This window comes from Ramlibacter sp. GCM10027632 (assembly GCF_042675325.1).
Taxonomy (GTDB): Bacteria; Pseudomonadota; Gammaproteobacteria; order Burkholderiales; family Burkholderiaceae_C; genus Ramlibacter.
Window position 1 is genome coordinate 194445 of record NZ_JBHTGW010000009.1, and the last position, 15979, is coordinate 210423.

At 64.9% G+C, this 15979-nt stretch carries 22 protein-coding genes; 16 read left to right on the forward strand and 6 right to left on the reverse strand.

From position 1 onward, the window contains the following. Positions 1–2 precede the first annotated feature (2 nt). Genes sctV through ACFQZY_RS14890 form a run of 6 tightly spaced genes read right to left on the reverse strand, consistent with a single transcriptional unit; the run spans position 3 to position 4451 of the window. Positions 3–2105, reverse strand: a complete 2103-nt coding sequence (gene sctV, locus ACFQZY_RS14865; protein WP_377417171.1) for a type III secretion system export apparatus subunit SctV — start codon at positions 2103–2105, stop codon at positions 3–5. A 7-nt stretch (positions 2106–2112) separates the two neighbouring features. After that, positions 2113–2454 carry a tetratricopeptide repeat protein gene (locus ACFQZY_RS14870; RefSeq protein ID WP_377417174.1) on the reverse strand — a complete coding sequence of 114 codons (342 nt, stop codon included), beginning with the start codon at positions 2452–2454 and terminating at the stop codon, positions 2113–2115. Positions 2455–2461: 7 nt separating this feature from the next. Next, complete coding sequence (locus tag ACFQZY_RS14875) at positions 2462–2869, reverse strand: hypothetical protein (protein WP_377417177.1); 408 nt, start codon at positions 2867–2869, stop codon at positions 2462–2464. 15 nt (positions 2870–2884) lie between these two features. Then, entirely contained in the window at positions 2885–3286 is a 402-nt protein-coding gene (locus tag ACFQZY_RS14880) for a hypothetical protein (RefSeq protein ID WP_377417179.1), read from the reverse strand. A gap of 3 nt (positions 3287–3289) precedes the next feature. Further along, positions 3290–3586 (reverse strand): TyeA family type III secretion system gatekeeper subunit, encoded by a 297-nt coding sequence (locus ACFQZY_RS14885; RefSeq protein WP_377417182.1) that lies wholly within the window; start codon positions 3584–3586, stop codon positions 3290–3292. Position 3587: 1 nt separating this feature from the next. Further along, positions 3588–4451: an HrpJ domain-containing protein gene (locus ACFQZY_RS14890; protein ID WP_377417185.1), complete on the reverse strand. Its 864-nt coding sequence runs from the start codon at positions 4449–4451 to the stop codon at positions 3588–3590. 220 nt (positions 4452–4671) lie between these two features. Between ACFQZY_RS14890 and ACFQZY_RS14895 the strand changes: the two genes are divergently transcribed. Genes ACFQZY_RS14895 through sctR form a run of 16 tightly spaced genes read left to right on the forward strand, consistent with a single transcriptional unit; the run spans position 4672 to position 15977 of the window. Further along, positions 4672–4965 (forward strand): hypothetical protein, encoded by a 294-nt coding sequence (locus ACFQZY_RS14895; RefSeq protein ID WP_377417188.1) that lies wholly within the window; start codon positions 4672–4674, stop codon positions 4963–4965. 49 nt (positions 4966–5014) lie between these two features. Continuing rightward, complete coding sequence (locus ACFQZY_RS14900; RefSeq protein WP_377417191.1) at positions 5015–5938, forward strand: hypothetical protein; 924 nt, start codon at positions 5015–5017, stop codon at positions 5936–5938. A 32-nt stretch (positions 5939–5970) separates the two neighbouring features. Then, entirely contained in the window at positions 5971–6474 is a 504-nt protein-coding gene (locus ACFQZY_RS14905; RefSeq protein WP_377417194.1) for a SycD/LcrH family type III secretion system chaperone, read from the forward strand. Next, a complete protein-coding gene (locus ACFQZY_RS14910) occupies positions 6464–7654 on the forward strand; it encodes a hypothetical protein (protein WP_377417197.1) in 1191 nt (396 codons plus the stop codon). The genes ACFQZY_RS14905 and ACFQZY_RS14910 overlap by 11 nt, the downstream gene beginning before the upstream one ends. A 28-nt stretch (positions 7655–7682) precedes the next feature. Next, complete coding sequence (locus ACFQZY_RS14915; RefSeq protein WP_377417199.1) at positions 7683–8444, forward strand: hypothetical protein; 762 nt, start codon at positions 7683–7685, stop codon at positions 8442–8444. Between the two features lie 19 nt (positions 8445–8463). Then, positions 8464–8931 (forward strand): tetratricopeptide repeat protein, encoded by a 468-nt coding sequence (locus ACFQZY_RS14920; RefSeq protein WP_377417202.1) that lies wholly within the window; start codon positions 8464–8466, stop codon positions 8929–8931. Beyond that, complete coding sequence (locus tag ACFQZY_RS14925; protein WP_377417206.1) at positions 8932–9306, forward strand: tetratricopeptide repeat protein; 375 nt, start codon at positions 8932–8934, stop codon at positions 9304–9306. 1 nt (position 9307) lies between these two features. Then, a complete protein-coding gene (gene sctI / locus ACFQZY_RS14930; protein WP_377417208.1) occupies positions 9308–9766 on the forward strand; it encodes a type III secretion system inner rod subunit SctI in 459 nt (152 codons plus the stop codon). Next, entirely contained in the window at positions 9763–10515 is a 753-nt protein-coding gene (gene sctJ, locus ACFQZY_RS14935; RefSeq protein WP_377417210.1) for a type III secretion system inner membrane ring lipoprotein SctJ, read from the forward strand. Before sctI ends, sctJ begins: the two co-directional genes overlap by 4 nt. Before the next feature lie 3 nt (positions 10516–10518). After that, a complete protein-coding gene (locus ACFQZY_RS14940; protein WP_377417212.1) occupies positions 10519–11211 on the forward strand; it encodes a SctK family type III secretion system sorting platform protein in 693 nt (230 codons plus the stop codon). Then, positions 11181–11822 (forward strand): HrpE/YscL family type III secretion apparatus protein, encoded by a 642-nt coding sequence (locus ACFQZY_RS14945; RefSeq protein WP_377417214.1) that lies wholly within the window; start codon positions 11181–11183, stop codon positions 11820–11822. The genes ACFQZY_RS14940 and ACFQZY_RS14945 overlap by 31 nt, the downstream gene beginning before the upstream one ends. A 16-nt stretch (positions 11823–11838) precedes the next feature. After that, a complete protein-coding gene (sctN, locus tag ACFQZY_RS14950) occupies positions 11839–13167 on the forward strand; it encodes a type III secretion system ATPase SctN (RefSeq protein WP_377417216.1) in 1329 nt (442 codons plus the stop codon). A 2-nt stretch (positions 13168–13169) separates the two neighbouring features. Continuing rightward, entirely contained in the window at positions 13170–13676 is a 507-nt protein-coding gene (locus ACFQZY_RS14955; protein ID WP_377417218.1) for a YscO family type III secretion system apparatus protein, read from the forward strand. Beyond that, a complete protein-coding gene (locus ACFQZY_RS14960; protein WP_377417220.1) occupies positions 13673–14224 on the forward strand; it encodes a hypothetical protein in 552 nt (183 codons plus the stop codon). Before ACFQZY_RS14955 ends, ACFQZY_RS14960 begins: the two co-directional genes overlap by 4 nt. Then, positions 14221–15333: a type III secretion system cytoplasmic ring protein SctQ gene (gene sctQ, locus ACFQZY_RS14965; protein ID WP_377417222.1), complete on the forward strand. Its 1113-nt coding sequence runs from the start codon at positions 14221–14223 to the stop codon at positions 15331–15333. Before ACFQZY_RS14960 ends, sctQ begins: the two co-directional genes overlap by 4 nt. Next, on the forward strand, positions 15330–15977 hold the full coding sequence (gene sctR, locus ACFQZY_RS14970; protein WP_377417224.1) for a type III secretion system export apparatus subunit SctR: 648 nt from the start codon (positions 15330–15332) through the stop codon (positions 15975–15977). The genes sctQ and sctR overlap by 4 nt, the downstream gene beginning before the upstream one ends. The last annotated feature ends 2 nt before the right edge of the window (positions 15978–15979 follow it).

The window sequence follows — 15979 nt, forward strand, 5'->3', positions numbered from 1 at the left end:
ACTCATAGTTCCACCCTGGCCAGCGGCTGGATGTTGATGTCCTGGGTCAGTTCCTGGTAACTGAGGACCGGCAACTCGTACAGGTCCTGCTCGATCATCTTTCGCAGGTAACGGCGGATGTCCATGGATGTCAGGAGCACAGGCTTCTGGACGCCTGCCGACAGGTCGCCCACCGTCTTCTTGATGTTCTCGACCAGCCGCTTGCTGGTCGCTGGCTCCAGCGCCAGATAGCTGCCGGCGCTGGTCTGCCGGATCGCGCCACGCAGCACGTCCTCGACGTTGGGCGCCAGCAGGTAGGCCGGAAGCAAGTTCTGCCCACTCGAGTACTTGTGGCTGATGTGCCGCTTGAGCGTGGACCGCACGTACTCGGTCAGGAGCACCGAGTCCTTTTCCTTCTGCCCCCATTCGATCAGGGCCTCGAGGATCGTCCTGAGATTTCGAACCGAGATGTCCTCGGACACCAGCCGCTGCAGGATCTCGGCGATCTTCTGGATCGGCAGGACCCGAGTCGCTTCGCGAACGAGGTCCGGGAACTTCGCCTCCATCGCGGACAGCAGGAATTTGGTCTCCTGGATGCCGAGGAAGTCCCCCGAATACCGCTTGAGGACGAATGCAAGGTGGTAGGTGAGGATCTGGCCCGGATCCATGAACGCGATCCCGGCTTTTGCCATCGATTCCTTCAGTGAAGTGGTGACCCACAGGGTCGGGATGTTCGGAAGGAACTTCTTGTCCGTCTCGTAAGGCACCTGCAGTGCGTCGAGGTTGTGGGTGGCCTCCCGCACCAGGAGGTGGTCCGGGCGCAGCTTGCCCTGGGAGACCGGGACCTCGGCCAGCATGATGTTGTAAGTCTCCGGAGCAAGGCTGTCGTTGAACTGCAACTGGATGCCGGGGAACGGTACGCCAAGGTCGAAATAGAGGGCCCTGCGGATCTTGAGCAGTTCGTCATTGAGCATCTGGGGGTCGAAGCTCGCGCGAAGGTGCGAGGCCACGTCCATCAGGAGGGGAACGGTCGGGGCGAACTCCTCGCCTGCGTCGGGCTTGGTCTTCTTGTCGGTCTCGCCGGCGGCCTGCATGGCCGGTACTTCGGTCACCTGACCGGTCCGGGCGTCGACCACTTTGCGGGTTCCCCGTATGAGGGTGAATCCGACGCCGCCAAGGACGCCGGCCAGGGCCAGGAAGGTGAGCGTTGGCATGCCCGGGATCAACCCCATGCCCAGCGCCACCGCGGAGGCGATCACCAGCGCCTTCGGCTGCGCGAGGACCTGTGCCCCGATATCGCGCCCCACGTTCGATGGACCTTCGTCACCCTGGACCCGCGTCACGATCATGCCGGCGCAGATGGCGATGAACAGTGCCGGAATCTGCGCGATCAATCCATCGCCGATCGTGAGGATGGAGTAGGTCTTGACCGCCTCGCCGGCGGTCATCCCGCGCTGCATCGTTCCAATCAGGATCCCCCCGAGCAGGTTGACCGCCACGATGATCAGTCCTGCAATGGCGTCGCCCTTGACGAACTTCATCGCGCCGTCCATGGCGCCATAGAGCTGGCTCTCCTTTTCCACCACACGGCGGCGGCGCTTGGCCTCTTCCATGTCGATCGTCCCGGCGCGCATGTCGCCGTCGATCGACATCTGCTTTCCCGGCATGGCGTCCAGTGAAAAGCGCGCAGCGACCTCGGCCACCCGCTCGGCGCCCTTGGTGATCACCACGAACTGCACGATGGTGAGGATCAGGAAGACGACGAGACCTACGACGAGGTTGCCGCCGACGACGAAGTTCCCGAAGGTGAAGATGATGTGTCCGGCGTCCCCCTGGAGCAGGATCAGCCGCGTGGTGGCGATCGAGATCCCGAGGCGGAACAATGTGGTGACCAGCAGGACGGAGGGAAAGCTGGAGAAGGCCAGCGGGGAGGGGAGGTACATCGCCACCATCAGAAGCATGGCCGAGACGGTCATGTTCACCCCGATCAGCACGTCCACCAGCCAGGTCGGGAGTGGCAGGATCATCATGAAGATGATGGCCACCAGCATGAAGGCGAGGACGAGGTCGTTGCGGCTCGTGGCAAGAAGAACGACCCGCTGGAGTTGGGCTTGCAAGGCTTGCATAGTGGCCTCAGGGTTCGGGGACTGGCGGGACAGACTTGCGCTGGGCGAGGAACGCCTGCATCGCCGCGTGCGCCTCGTCAGACCGGTCCAGCGCCAGCAGGGCCTGGGACCGCAGAAGGTGGAAGACTGCGTCGCCCCCGCCAGCGATGGCTAGGCGGTCCAGGGTCTCCAGCGCTTGTCCGGCCTTGCCGGCCCTCAGCAGGCTCACGGCGAGGCTTCTCAGGACCTGGGGTTGCTCGGGCTCCATCACGTCCAATGCGGAAAGAAGGATCGCCGCCTTCTCTGGCCGTGCGTTTTGCAGGAGGACATGGGCGAGCATCCGGAGGAGTGAGCGTTCGTCCTTGTCCATGTGGGTTTCAGCCTTGGTAGAGCGTGGACAGGTACATCTGTGCCAGGTCGCGGAGCTCGTCCTCCTCTGCGAGCAGCCCGGCAGCCCGGGCCAGCGCGCGGGCATTCCTCGACCGCGGATCCTTTTCCTTCTCCGACCGGCGCCTCAATGTCGCCAAGGTGTTCTTGAGGACACCCCTGAACCGGGCCGGAAGAAGGAGTTCCGGGTCCTCGATATCGGGCGTGATGGCGTCCTCGACGAGGCTGTCCAGCGTCGGACGTGCCAGCAACCTTTCAAGTTGCGGCCGACTGGCCTGGTCGGCGGGGATCAGGTGGTGCCGGTCAGGAAGTCCCTGCGCACCCTCGTTGCGCCGGAAGGTGATCTGGTCGATCCCGCGCTCGAAGAAAGGACCGGAACCGATTCGGAAGTCGCTCATGGCGCCACCGTTGCCTCAGCGGCTCCCGCCGGCCGAAACTTCATCTAGCCACCGGCCCAGGTGATCCGTGGCGTGCACCAGGGCCTGCGGCGTGAAGGTCCGGTGGGGCAGCCGTACCAGCGCAATCAGCATGGCATCCGGTCCGGTGCCCCTCGAGGCGACCTGGATCGGCATCGAGCCGCCATGGTCGACGTGGGCCTTCGTCATCGCGATGCGCAGCAGGGGCGCGAGCTGGTGACCGACGGGGCGGCCCATGTAGACCAGGATTTCATCCTCGTCGAGCCTGTGGGTCGGCTCGACGGCCAGGATGCTGCCGGAGGCGAAGGTCAGCTGGACCGATTCTTCCGGCCCCAGCTCCAGGGAATCGATGCCGATGTGTCGGCCGAAATCAGCAACGGTGTCGCGGATCCACGTCATGGCCTACTCCTCTTGTTCTTCGTCTTCCTGCTCGATCGCATGGTCGAGAGCATCTTGGACAGCGTTGAGGATCGCCTGGCGCGCGTCCATGTCCGGAAAGACCTGGACCGGGATATCGCGCATCAAGGCCTTGATTCCGGTCAGGAACACGATGCGCTGCTGCGTCTGGCTAGCGCCAAAGCGGTCGGCGATCGCAGAAAAGCGGCTGGCGCTCACCCACTTCTCGCCCGTGATCGCGACCAGTTCCTTCATCAACTCGAATGCCTGCGCCTGCACGTCGGCATCGGAGGCGGGGAGCATCTCAGGCTCCCCTGGCGGCGCTCTCGAATGTCCGGACGAGCAACTCCTCGCAACCGGCCTTGACCGTGTTCATGACCTTGAGGTCGTTCAAGGTCGTGTTGACGGCTTGGAGGTGCTCCTTCTCCGGGGCGGAGCAACAGATCGCCAGCTGCCGGCCCGTAGCGGCAATCAGGGCGTCGAATCCGGACTCCAGCTTCGAGCCGGTCCGGTCGCCGGCCAATTGCCGCACGACCAGGTCGAGCGTACCGGCGACGCTCATGCGGCGAGCGGCGAGAACGTCGAAGCTCGCCTGGAAGGTCGAAATCTCCTTCGCGGTCTCGCCGTAGCTGACGGCGGCATCGATCGTATTGAGGCGGGTCTCGATCTCCTTGCCGTAGGTATCGGCCAGGTTTTCGAGCGCGGCCTCGATCCGCGCCATGACGTCCGGGGGGGCGTTGCGTGCCTTTCCCTCCAGGCGAGTCATTTCGAGCAGGGCATATTGCTCCGTCGGGTTTCCCGGGGCTTGCCGGCCCGCTTGTTCATGTGCCTGCCGAGCGCCGGTCTGCAGGCATTGCCGCGTGAATTGCTCTTGACGTGCCTTGTCGTCGAGGGACCGAGCCTTTTCAAGGTACTCCTGGCACTTTTCAATCGACAGCGTCATGGGGCGCTTGCCCGCCTTGACCTGGCGTGCACCGAGGGACTTCTGGCCCACCTTGTCGGCCAACTCGCGGCTCGTTTCCTCCGCTGCGTCCGCCAGCATCCGCGCCGGGTCCTTCGCTACGCAAGCGTCGCCACGCAGGGAGCCGGAGGGCGTGGACGCCTGCTGGCTGAAGCCGGGACCTGACGGGATCGGGCCAAAGGCGTTGCTGTCGACACGGGGGTGCATGCTGGCTCCTGGGTGAGGCGGTCGTGAGGCGGGATGGCGGGTGGCGAGGGCCGTGCTGGCCGGTAGTAACACGGCCTCCGGCGTGGTTCCTTTGACGATCGTCCGTAGATTGGCCGGAACCGAATCCAAGCCCCGGTTACTGATGCTCCGACCTGCCGTGATGGCATCGCAGCTCACGCGGGGCCGAGGCAGAACAAGACCACTTGCATGGAGACGATCCGTGGACGAATCCGACGACCGCATCGCGAGGATCCTGGCCGAAGCCGACGCCCTACTGGAGCGTGTTCGCGAGGACCGTGATCGAACCAACCGCCTGCTCGAGGACAGCGGCATCGATCTCGCCAAGCTGGCGCGCGTCATGGACAGGCTCGATCCGCTCGACCGAGAGAGCGTGAAACGCATGGTTCGAGAGGAGCAGCAGCGTGCAGACGAAGAACTCGAGAGAGTGATGGCTTCCGCGGATGGAGGCGCCCCTGCTAGGCGCTCCATACGCAGGAATCGCCAGTTGGTCTGACCCCTCGGGTCCGGAAAGAGCCAGATCAAGTCCAACAAGGGAGCCGCCCATGTCCACAATGCAAGTCGGGGGCAATACCCCCGTCGCGCCGGTCGAAAGCAAGCCGGTCCAGCGCCTCGATCCGCCAATGCTCTACATGCTGGCGCTGGCGGAGAGGACCCAAGTGGTCGACATGCAGATGGAAAGCATGATCAAGACCTTCAGCTCTACGACCCAACGCATCAAGGACTTCACCGAATTGAAATCGGCGTTGCAGGACCTGGATGGCCTGTGCAGCAACAAGAAGCCCAATGAGGACATCAAGGCCATCCTCGATGCCAACCCGGCGCTGAAGACGAAGATCGACAACCTTTCGAGCAAGTTGGGTGTGCAGCCTTTTGAGTCGACCGCGGCTATTGGCTCATCGACCGTAACCAGCTCGACAGTCGTCGCGGCAGAAGAGCCTTTGCCAGCGTTGGCCGCAAGTCCCGAAGTGCTCGAGAAAGTCACTCCGGAGATCCTCACTTTCCTCACTGACGCGAAGGCGCGTGAGCGTCTGATGCGTGTGGTGCCATTTACGAAAGACACTTACGTTGAGAGTAAGGATGCTGCCGCCCTAACAGGGGTTGGGGGCCCTGTTCTTCTGGACGAGGTCCGAACCTTCCTGAAGTCACCCGCGGGAAAGGCGCTCGCCAGCTACACGGATCGACATGGCGACCGTGGCGATGCGCGTCTTCGCCAGGAGATGGCCAAGGTCGGCGGCGGCGCAGCGGGTGAGCCGGCTGCGTCCGTGACTTCTGGCGTGATTCCCAAGTCGCAGATCCAGGCCGCCCTCACCCGCATCCAGGGGGAAAGCGATTCGGTGAGCGCGATGCAGCAGATCGAAACGATGCGGCTCACTCAGACGAACAACTTGCGGACCACCTACTTCGAGGGGATGGCGACGATGAACCGGACGCAGCGGGAAGTCTTCCAGACCATTTTCGGCCGTTGACGCTAGCGATCCACGGACCCTGTGAGCGACCGATGAACGAAACATTCGATTCTGCCGCGCTTCTGGCCGACCGACTGGGCGATGCGTTGCTGGCGGGCGAGCCGCTGGGGCATCTGCGAGGATTGGCCGATGCCGACCTTCAATCGCTGTATGCGGTCGCCCACGGGCTCTATGAGCAAGGTCGCTACCAGGATGCGGTCCATGTCTTCGGCTACCTGGCGCTCAACGACCACATGGAGCCGCGCTTCGCCATCGGCTTGGGCGCCAGTCTGCAAATGGCCGGGCGGCTCGAGGATGCCCTCAAGGTCTACACCGTCGCTATCGTCCTTGACCCCGCAGACCCCGCGCCTACTTTTCACCTGAGCGAATGCCTTCTATCCCTCGGCCGGGTGGATGACGCGCTCGAGAGTCTCGATACGGTGATCGCGCAGTGTGAGCCCGGCGTCCACGACGCCCTCCTACAGCGTGCGCAGGGGCTCGCATCCCTGCTGGTAAGACATGCCGCCGATGGCACCGGAGACGGTCATGAGCACTGACATCCGTGCGGGCGGCCATCTGCCGCCGACAACCTGGCTGGGCGGTGAGGGTCAGGCTGGCAAGACGTCCGGGCCGGGCGGCGGCGCTTCTCCACGTTTCATCGAAATCCGTGGACGGGACGGTGAACCGGCGCGAATTGGTCTTCCGCGCGGAGGCGTTCCGCGCATCACCGATGGCAACGGAACTCCAATGCTTGAGAGGCCTTCGGCATCCCAGGTTTCGGCAGCCGGCATCTTCGGGTTGGCCTACCTGATTGAGGAGTCGTCGCAACTACAGATCAAGGCTGCGCAGAAGGGTCTCGAGGGCGATCGAACGATCAACAAGCGCAACAACGAAGAGCAGATCCGAAAGATCGAGGAGTGGGGCCGAAAGTGCGCGCGCATTGCTGCCAAGATGAAGGGCGGCGGCGTGTTCGGCATGTTCGGCCGGTTGTCGAAATTCCTCAGCATGGCCACGGGTATTGGCCTGCTGACCTCCATTCCCGGGGTCAAGATGCCCGCTGTCAAGGCGGCGATCTCGAACTTCGCCTTCCTCAGCCTTGGGACGGCCATCCTGAGTGACATCAGCCGAGCCGCTGGAGGCCCTCCGCTGGATACAGATCGCCTGATCAAGGGCGCACTGACGGAGTCACTCAAGGCCTGCGGTGTCAAGGCATCGGCAGCCGAGTCGGTCGGAAAGATCATGGGCGGACTGGGCCAGGGAGTCATCAACCCGGCCGCCTATGGCGAAGCGATGGGCGAGATCGCAAGCCAGATGGGGGCCGACGATCAGCAGGTGATGATCGTTTCTGCCACCTTCACCGTTGCCGCATCTGTTGCCCAGATGGTTGCCTTGAGCATGTTGACCGGGGGCAGCTCAACAGCGGCGAGTTTGGCCCGTAACGCATCTACGATCCAGAAGGCCTCCTTGATCATGCAAAGCATGCAGGCGGTCGACAAGGGGATGATCAACATCGAGGTCGCCAAGGCCACCTACGAGGCCGACAAGGTTCAGGCCCAGATCCAGCGCGTGAAGGCGTTGGCCGAGACGCTCTACGCGCAGATGAACCTCAATCAGGAAGTCCTGAAGGAGGCCTACACGAACCAGACTGAGCTCACGCAAATGGTCAGCCAGATCCTCCACGAGATGGGGGAGAGCCAGAAGCAGGTCATGAGCCAGAAGCCTCCCGCGCGAGGGTGAATCCGACCACGAAATCCTGGAGCGTTCCATGCCTGAAATCTCGAATTCGAATGTCCATACGGCGTCGTTGCCGACCTTTGCATCCGCGCCAAGACACGGCGAGCCGCTGAAGGGCCTTGTGTTGGCCCGTGTCGGCATTGAAGTCTCGTCAGAGCAGTATGCAGCGGCGGCAGGCCGGATCCGGACGGCACTCGCAGAGGGCTGGGATCCCACGAGTCAGCTGGAGGAAGCCAAGCCCGACCCTGAGCGTTTGGCTGCGATGAGCTCCGCCGCCGGGAAGATCGAGTCCGAGTCGCGAGGTCCGAGCCTCTACGAGTTCCAACTCCTTTTCATCCAGGTAATGCATGAGATTCGCAACCTGGAGCGAGAGGTGGGAGCAAAGGAGCGATCCATCGCTGAGGAAAAGGCGGAAGAGTCTTTCAAGACCAGCCTGCTCGCCGCACAGAAGGAGCGCGATGCCTCCACGGTCAAAGGCGCTGGAATGATCGTCCAAGGGGTCATTCAGGCAAAGGTTGCCGCCAGCACGCCCAATGTGGCGACGGCCCAGGGCGTTGGGTCGGCGCTGGGCGGGATCACCGAACTCGCTGCCGCTGGTAGCCAGCAGGATGCCTCCGTGGGACGCGCCAAAGCCTTGCTGATCGACAAGGAGCGCGAAGGCCGACTCGGCAATGCGCAACGTGCCCAGGAGAACGCCTCGAACGCCAAGCAGGCGGCGGACGAGTTGACACGCTCGCTGAGGGAGATGTGGGCCGCCAACGCCGAACAGGCGAAGGTGATCGCACGCGGCTGAGGCCGCTCGGGATCAGGCCATGGACACGACGTTCAACCCCGCAGGCGCTTCCATCGAAGAGATCCGCCGTGTACTGGAGGAGCTTCCCTCCAGCAACCTGCTGACGGATGCGGAGGCCGAATCGATCTACGCACTGGCCCGCCAGCAGGTCGCCGCAGGCCAGCACGAGGCTGCGTTCCGGCAGTTCTGCATGCTGACCACCTTCAAGCCCACCCAGCCTCGGTATCTCAATGGGCTGGCGCTGGCGCATCGCCTCCTTGGCAGGTTCGAGGATGCGATGGAGGTCTACCACTTCGCGCTCCAGCTGGACCCGGACGACCCGCGTCATGCGCTCAACGTCGCGGAGTGCCTGCTGTTGATGCAACGCCCCCAGGATGCCTTGGCGGCGCTGGAGGTGGTGATCCGATTCTGTGAGGGGAGAGACACAGTGCCGGGCGTGCTGTCACGCGCCAAGGCATTGGCGGAACTGCTGTCATCGAAAACATGAATGTCTGTCGAACCCAATGAAGCCAGGCTGTTGACGGAGATCGGTTTCCTCGCTGCGGCACGTGGCGATGCACGTCGGGCGCAGCGTATCTTCGAGGCGCTGGAGCGCGTCAGGCCTGAGAGCGCTGCGGTGTATGTCGGGCTCGCGTCCGCCCAAATGAACCATGGCAGTGCGAACGACGCCGTCCTAACCCTGGACCGCGGGCTGCTGCGCGTGAATGACCAGGACGCGCCTGTACTCCACACCTTCCGTGCGTTGGCACTCCAGCTGGCCGGTCGCGGCAGCGAGCACGTGCGTGCGCTGCGCCTTGCCGGCGGCTTCCCGCTCGCGAAGGCCATGCTCGGCGAGTCCGCCACCGTCCTTGAGGGGAAATGACATGGACCTGACCGCCATCGCCGCAGCTGCGGCCTCTGTCGCGGCGACACCGGCACCCGCTGTCGTGACTGTCCCTGCTTCGCTTCCGCCCGCCGACGGTGCCGCGGCCGCGCGATTCGCCGAGATTATGCGGCCGGCAGGTTCCGTCGCACCGGACGACCCCGCGGGCCCGGCCGCCCTAACCAGTGGAATCGCTCTGCCGGTCGGATCGATGGCGCCCGGAAGGCCACTCAACCTGGGCGAATCGATCCTCTCCACCATGCAGAACGTCTCGAACGACATGCGAGCCGCCCACGGGAAGATCCAGGCGGTCCTGGACCCCAATGCGGCTCCGTTGACGCTCCAGCAAGGTTTGTCGCTGCAGTTCCAGGTGGCGGTGACCTCCTTGCAGTACGACCTCCTGGGTAAGGTGGTCAGCAAGTCGATCCAGAACGTGGACCAACTGGTCAAGATGCCATGACCTTCCTTCGATCGCTCCTGTCATGGGTGGCCCTGGCAATCCTGGCGATGGCCGTCTCAGGGTGCGGGCGGAAGGTCGAGCTGATGTCCGCCATGCCCGAGTCCGAGGCCAACGAGGTCATGGCGGCCCTGCAGAACGCGGGTATCCCGGCGGAAAAGGTGCCAGGCAAGGAGGGGATGGTCGGTGTGAGCATCGCGTCCGACCAGATGGGGCGGGCCGTCGATCTTCTGCGAGACAAAGGGTTGCCCCGTGAGCGCTTTGCCGGCATGGGGCAGGTGTTCAAGAAGGAAGGCCTGATTTCCTCCCCCCTGGAGGAGCGGGCGCGGTACCTGTATGCCCTGTCGCAGGAGCTTGGCGCGACGCTGTCGCAAATCGACGGTGTCGTGGTGGCGCGCGTCCATGTGGTGCTGCCCGAGCGCAGCCCGACGGGCGAGGCCGGTGTCCCGTCCTCGGCGGCGGTCTTCATCAAGCACCAGGAGGGCTACAACCTCGACACCGTCCAGCCGCTGGTGCGCCGGCTGGTGACCAACAGCATCCCCGGGCTGACCGCGGACAAGGTGTCGATCATCCTGGTGAATGCGCAGCCCGGGAAGCCCGCATCCCCGGGCGAGGCGCGACAGGCTTCGGACGCCTTGCTCCCCGTCGTCGTCGTCCTCGCCATGCTCCTGTTCCTGTGCGTCGGCGGGACAGGATTCCTGGCGTGGAAGTACTGGTGGCCGAACCGCGCCACCCCGAAGCCGGAGGCCTGACCGATGCCAGGCGTCGCCCAACCCGGATGGATGGATCAGCCCTGGACCGAGGCCTGGTTGTCGTTCAACCTGTGTCCTGCCCGCTGGGTCCATGCGTCCCGCAGAACTCAATTCCTGCCGGCCTCGATGCGCGTATGGGGTGAGGCTGGCAGTGGGGGTGGCAGGATCGACCGGATCGTGCACCGCCATTGGTCTGCCGCCTTTTTGCAGGACGCCGCATGGGATCCGGTCGAAAGGCTCGACGATCCCGTTCTGCCAATCGCCTTGCTACCCGACCCGGAGTTCGAACGATTGGCCCTGTGGTGTGGCCTGGTCGTGATCGCCTCTGCGGTGCGCCAGGTCATTTCGCGGGAGGAGGTCGCAACCCTCACGCAGAGCCTGGGCGAAGATGGCCTCGACTTCGCGCGGCATCGCGCAGGTGTGCTGGCGGGTCGGGATGCGCTGCATCGGCTCGACGTGTCGGATGTCCGGGCGGCAGCGTCCCGCCTGGGAGGCGCGATGCTCGCACTCGCCCTGGCCGAAGGGGCGCCGCCGCTGGCGCATCGAGCCACCTGGCGCCTGCCCACCGTCGCTGGCCAGGCCGTCGAAGAATTGCCCGAGGGCCTGGCGGCGGGCCCCGCCGCGCTGGGCGTCGCACGCGCCGTACTCCATGAGATGGACCCGCAATGGCTTTCTTCATTCCCCACGGCGCATTGACGCCACGCCACAGCGTGCAGATCGGGTTGCAACCGGGGTGCAGGATCGTGCGGGCCTCGGAGCTTGGCGCGTTGCGGAGTGTGGAGGCAACGATTGCACTGGCCAGGAATCAGGCCGAGGAGATCGTCGCGTCTGCCCGGGAAGTATTCGAGGCAGAGCGCCGCCGGGGTTACGAGGAGGGCCGGGAGGAGGCCCGGCTCGAGCAGGCCGAACAGATGATCGAAAACGTCACCCGGAATGTCGACTACTTCAGCAAGGTCGAGTCGAAGATGGTCGACCTGGTCATGCAGGCCGTGCAGAAGATCATCTGTGACTTCGACGAACGCGAGCGGGTCCTGATCACCGTGCGCAATGTCCTGTCGGTGGTCCGAAACCAGAAGCAGATGACCCTGCGTCTGAACCCGCAACAGGTCGATGCGGTGAAGGAGCGGATCAACGACCTGCTGGCTGCGTATCCGGGCGTCGGTTACCTCGACATCGTGGCGGACAGCCGGCTGGGGCGAGACGCATGCATCCTGGAAAGCGAGATCGGTCTGGTGGAGGCCAGTATCGACAGCCAGCTCGAAGCCCTGCGGACCGCCTTCCTGAAGGTCCTGGGAAGCAGGGTCTGACCGGGGAATGAGCTCCATGCGCCAGTTCGACTACGTCACCGACATGATGTCCCTGGCCTTGGAGGACACGCCGATCCTGCGCATCAAGGGACGGGTGACGCAGGTCATCGGGACCATCATCAAGGCCGTCGTCCCGACGGTGAAGGTCGGGGAAGTGTGCCTGCTTCGCAATCCGGGCGAGGACTTCGAGATGAAGGCCGAGGTCGTCGGCTTCGTCAAGGATGCGGCGTTGCTCACGCCGATCGGGGACATGTACGGCATCAGCGGGTCGACCGAGGTGGTGCCGACCGGCAGGGCCCACATGGTGCCGGTGGGCAGCGGGCTGCTGGGGCGGGTGCTCGATGGCCTGGGCCGTCCCCTCGACGAGAAGGAGCGCGGCCCGCTGGTCTCAGAGAAGTTCTATCCGGTCTTCGCCGATGCGCCTGACCCACTCAAGCGGCGGCTGATCCACCAGCCGCTGGAGTTGGGTGTCCGGGTACTCGATGCCACCCTCACCTGCGGCGAGGGGCAGCGCATGGGAATCTTCGCCGCGGCTGGCGGCGGCAAGTCGACGCTGATGGGAATGCTGGTCAAGGGCGCCAACGTCGACGTAACCGTGATCGCCCTGATCGGCGAGCGGGGCCGGGAAGTGCGCGAGTTCCTCGAGCACGAGCTGGGCGAGGAAGGGCGCCGCAAGAGCGTGATCGTCTGTGCCACATCCGACAAGAGTTCGATGGAGCGGGCCAAGGCCGCCTATGTGGCCACCGCGATCGCCGAGTACTTCCGGGACCAGGGCAAGAGGGTCCTGTTCCTGATGGACAGCGTCACCCGCTTCGCCCGGGCACAGCGCGAGATCGGCCTGGCAGCGGGAGAGCCTCCGACCCGCCGGGGATTTCCACCCAGCGTCTTCGCCACATTGCCCAAGCTGATGGAGCGCGTGGGCATGAACGAGCGCGGATCGATCACTGCCCTCTATACGGTGCTTGTCGAAGGCGACGACATGACCGAGCCGATCGCCGACGAAACGCGGTCCATTCTCGACGGCCACATCGTCCTGTCACGCAAGCTCGGGGCGGCCAACCATTACCCCGCGGTCGATGTGCTCGCTTCAGCCAGCCGGGTGATGAACAACGTGGTGTCGCCGGAGCATCGTGCAGCTGCGGGCCGGCTGCGGGAGCTGATGGCGAAGTACGCGGAAGTCGAGCTGCTGGTCAAGATCGGTGAATACAAGCGAGGGGGAGACGAGACGACCGACGAGGCGATCGACCGGCAAGAGGCCATCCTCGCCTTCCTGCGGCAGCGGACGGACGAGAAATCGGCCTTCACGGACACCCTGGACCAACTCCTGGCCCTCGTGGGGAGATAGCCATGGCCCTGTCGATGTTCCGTGAGCTGCTGGCGATCAAGACCTTCAGGGAGGGGAAGGCCGAACTCGCGGTGCGCAAGCAGCGGCTGGTCCTGGCCCGTGCGAAGGCCGAGCGGGAGTCGGCCGAACGGCGTCTGATGGAGTTCCGCGCCCACGCCGAGCGCCAGGAGCGGGCGTTATTCGACGACCTGTGCAGCGCCATCGTGCTGCTCCGCGATATCCAGGATGTCTACACCTCGGTTGCCGCCATGCGCTCGCAGGAACGAGACCACTCGGTCCTCCTCGATCGCGCTCACGAGGAGCAAGTCCGGGAGCAGCAGGAGCTCGACGACTGCCGCACCACCCACGTGCAGGCGACGCGGATGAAGGAAAAGTTCGTCGAGCTAGCCCGCAACCACGCGGTGGCGCAGATCCGCGAAGTCGAACGCAAGGAGGATGCCGAGATGGAAGAGGCCGCCGAGATGCGCAAGAGCCGTGCGGAATGGGGCGGCGGGGAGGCAGACGAATGAGTACCGACCGCAGCATCCGCCTGGACGTCTCGGTCCCCCGCTTCGGCGCCGGAACGCCCGACACAGGTGCGTCCGGCCAGCAGGCGCAACCGGACGCCGGAGATAGTGACCGGTTCGCTCAGGCGATGGCCTCGCCACCGCCGGGGCCCGCGCCCGTCGCCGCGGGGTTGCCGTCGCCGGCATCGCTCCTGGGGTCGCTGAAGCCGGCGGCCGGTGCGGCCGATCCGCTGACTTCGGAGCTCGCTTCCCGGGTGGGCGAAGCCTTGAGCCGCCTGATGGTGGGCGAGGGGCGAGCCGGCGGAAAGCAGGTCCGGATGAACCTGAAGGACGACCTCCTGCCCGGGGTGACCGTGTCGATCGAGGAAATCGAGGGGCGGCTGCAAGTCGACTTCCTGTGCCGCGACGAGACCTCCCGGCGACGCCTGGTGCGTGCGGCGCCCTTGCAGGCCCCCGAGCTGGCGCGGCAGCTGCGGCGTGATGTCTTGCTGCGGGTGCAGGCCGACGACGAGGAAGATCCCCAACTGTTCGAGGTGAGCGGTGCGCCATGAAGCATGACATCCTCGATCTGATGCCGGCGGCCCTGTCCGCTCCCGCCATTGCGACGGAGTGGCCGCGCCTCACCCGGCAGGAGGCCCTCGCGCGTACGGCACTGGCGCAACGCGCCCATGCGCATGCCGTGCAATGGGGCGGGCGAGAGTGGACGCTCAGGTTCGTTCCCTTGATGGAGCCGTGGCAGTCCGAGCCGGACGACAGCGAATGGCGGATTCGGCTGCAGTGGGGCGGGGCGCCTTTCGAACTCGCCGTTCCGGCGAGTGCCGCCCAGGCCTGGGTCCAGGCGTGCCATCCCGCGCTGGAGGTGCCCGCGCTGCCCGATGCCTTCGTCACTCCGTTGCTGGAGGCCGCTGGCTCGCAAGTCATGCAGGCGCTGGAAGCCCTGCGCAAGGGGCAGGTCACGATCGATGCCGTGGTGCGGGGTGGCAAGCGTCCCGCAGAGCTGCGCCATGTCTTTCTGATCGAGGCGGCGCATGACGAATCCGTGATTCATGCACGTCTGGCCACCTCCAGCCTCGGGCTCATGCTCGCCGCAGGCCTGGTGGCCCGGCTTCCTTCCGTTCGCAACGAGCTGGCTGTCGATTCCTTGCCGGTGCGCCTGCGGGCCGAGATCGGGCGTTCCGGCCTGACGGTGGAGGAGTTCGCGCAGCTGCGCCCGGGCGATGCAGTGCTTCTGCAGCATCCCTTCCTCACGGCGGCGGGCGAGTTCTGGCTGTCAGCCGGTGAAGCGGGCCTGCGCGTGCGATGCGAAGGGGCGGGACTGGTGGTGGTCCAGCCATTCATGCAAGGAGGTCATGCCATGGTCGACGAAGGCGATATTTCCCAGGCGGGAGACTTGGACCAGTTGCCATTCCAGGTGTCGTTCGATTTGGGGCAGCGGACGATGACCCTGGCGGAGATCCGCACGCTGCAGCCGGGGCAGGTCATCGACCTGGAGCAGCCGCTCGCGTCGGCAGTCAACCTGCGCGTCAACGGCGTCCTGGTGGGGCGGGGCGAGCTGGTGGAAATCGACGGCCGGCTGGGCGTGGTCGTCGGGCGCCTCATCGAGCCGGAGAGGCCTCCCGAACCGGCCGAAGCCTCCGGCGAGGAAGAGGCGTCCGAATGAACAGCCTCGACCCCATCACCCTACTCGCCGTCCTGGCGCTGCTCGCGCTGGTGCCGCTGGTGGTGGTGGTCACGACGTCGTTCCTCAAGATCTCGGTCGTGATGATGCTGGTTCGCAATGCGCTGGGCGTGCAGCAGATCCCGCCGAATATGGCCTTGTACGGCCTTTCGCTGATCCTGACCTTTTACGTCATGGCGCCGATCGGAAACCGGATCTACGACGGCGTGATGCAGCAGCCTGCCGCGACGCGCAATGTCGCTGCGCTGGTGACTGCCGTCCGCACGGGGGGAGAACCCTTGCGGGGCTTCATGGAGCGGCACACCAAGCCCGAACAGCGTGACTTCTTCGTGCGTACCGCCCAGAAGATGTGGGGGCCCGAGCTCGCCGCGGACGTCAAGCCCACCGATTTCCTGGTGCTGATGCCGGCCTTCCTCGTGAGTGAGCTGACCTCCGCATTCCAGATCGGGTTCCTGCTGTATCTGCCGTTCGTGGTGATCGACCTGATCGTCTCCAACATCCTGCTGGCGATGGGGATGATGATGGTCTCGCCGGTGACGATCTCCCTGCCCCTGAAGCTGTTCCTGTTCGTCGCCGTCGATGGATGGACCCGCCTCATCCAGGGCCTGGTATTGACCTATGCGTGAGG

What these genes read in the sequence shown, in the direction of transcription:
- sctQ (WP_377417222.1), top strand. Translation starts at nt 14,221, where the DNA reads ATGAAGCATGACATCCTCGATCTGATGCCGGCGGCCCTGTCCGCTCCC.
- ACFQZY_RS14905 (WP_377417194.1), top strand. Translation starts at nt 5,971, where the DNA reads ATGAACGAAACATTCGATTCTGCCGCGCTTCTGGCCGACCGACTGGGC.
- ACFQZY_RS14920 (WP_377417202.1), top strand. Translation starts at nt 8,464, where the DNA reads ATGGACACGACGTTCAACCCCGCAGGCGCTTCCATCGAAGAGATCCGC.
- ACFQZY_RS14925 (WP_377417206.1), top strand. Translation starts at nt 8,932, where the DNA reads ATGTCTGTCGAACCCAATGAAGCCAGGCTGTTGACGGAGATCGGTTTC.
- ACFQZY_RS14900 (WP_377417191.1), top strand. Translation starts at nt 5,015, where the DNA reads ATGTCCACAATGCAAGTCGGGGGCAATACCCCCGTCGCGCCGGTCGAA.
- ACFQZY_RS14880 (WP_377417179.1), bottom strand. Translation starts at nt 3,286, where the DNA reads ATGACGTGGATCCGCGACACCGTTGCTGATTTCGGCCGACACATCGGC.
- ACFQZY_RS14870 (WP_377417174.1), bottom strand. Translation starts at nt 2,454, where the DNA reads ATGGACAAGGACGAACGCTCACTCCTCCGGATGCTCGCCCATGTCCTC.
- ACFQZY_RS14955 (WP_377417218.1), top strand. Translation starts at nt 13,170, where the DNA reads ATGGCCCTGTCGATGTTCCGTGAGCTGCTGGCGATCAAGACCTTCAGG.
- ACFQZY_RS14890 (WP_377417185.1), bottom strand. Translation starts at nt 4,451, where the DNA reads ATGCACCCCCGTGTCGACAGCAACGCCTTTGGCCCGATCCCGTCAGGT.
- ACFQZY_RS14910 (WP_377417197.1), top strand. Translation starts at nt 6,464, where the DNA reads ATGAGCACTGACATCCGTGCGGGCGGCCATCTGCCGCCGACAACCTGG.
- ACFQZY_RS14875 (WP_377417177.1), bottom strand. Translation starts at nt 2,869, where the DNA reads ATGAGCGACTTCCGAATCGGTTCCGGTCCTTTCTTCGAGCGCGGGATC.
- sctR (WP_377417224.1), top strand. Translation starts at nt 15,330, where the DNA reads ATGAACAGCCTCGACCCCATCACCCTACTCGCCGTCCTGGCGCTGCTC.
- sctI (WP_377417208.1), top strand. Translation starts at nt 9,308, where the DNA reads ATGGACCTGACCGCCATCGCCGCAGCTGCGGCCTCTGTCGCGGCGACA.
- ACFQZY_RS14945 (WP_377417214.1), top strand. Translation starts at nt 11,181, where the DNA reads ATGGCTTTCTTCATTCCCCACGGCGCATTGACGCCACGCCACAGCGTG.
- ACFQZY_RS14940 (WP_377417212.1), top strand. Translation starts at nt 10,519, where the DNA reads ATGCCAGGCGTCGCCCAACCCGGATGGATGGATCAGCCCTGGACCGAG.
- sctN (WP_377417216.1), top strand. Translation starts at nt 11,839, where the DNA reads ATGCGCCAGTTCGACTACGTCACCGACATGATGTCCCTGGCCTTGGAG.
- sctJ (WP_377417210.1), top strand. Translation starts at nt 9,763, where the DNA reads ATGACCTTCCTTCGATCGCTCCTGTCATGGGTGGCCCTGGCAATCCTG.
- ACFQZY_RS14885 (WP_377417182.1), bottom strand. Translation starts at nt 3,586, where the DNA reads ATGCTCCCCGCCTCCGATGCCGACGTGCAGGCGCAGGCATTCGAGTTG.
- sctV (WP_377417171.1), bottom strand. Translation starts at nt 2,105, where the DNA reads ATGCAAGCCTTGCAAGCCCAACTCCAGCGGGTCGTTCTTCTTGCCACG.
- ACFQZY_RS14960 (WP_377417220.1), top strand. Translation starts at nt 13,673, where the DNA reads ATGAGTACCGACCGCAGCATCCGCCTGGACGTCTCGGTCCCCCGCTTC.
- ACFQZY_RS14915 (WP_377417199.1), top strand. Translation starts at nt 7,683, where the DNA reads ATGCCTGAAATCTCGAATTCGAATGTCCATACGGCGTCGTTGCCGACC.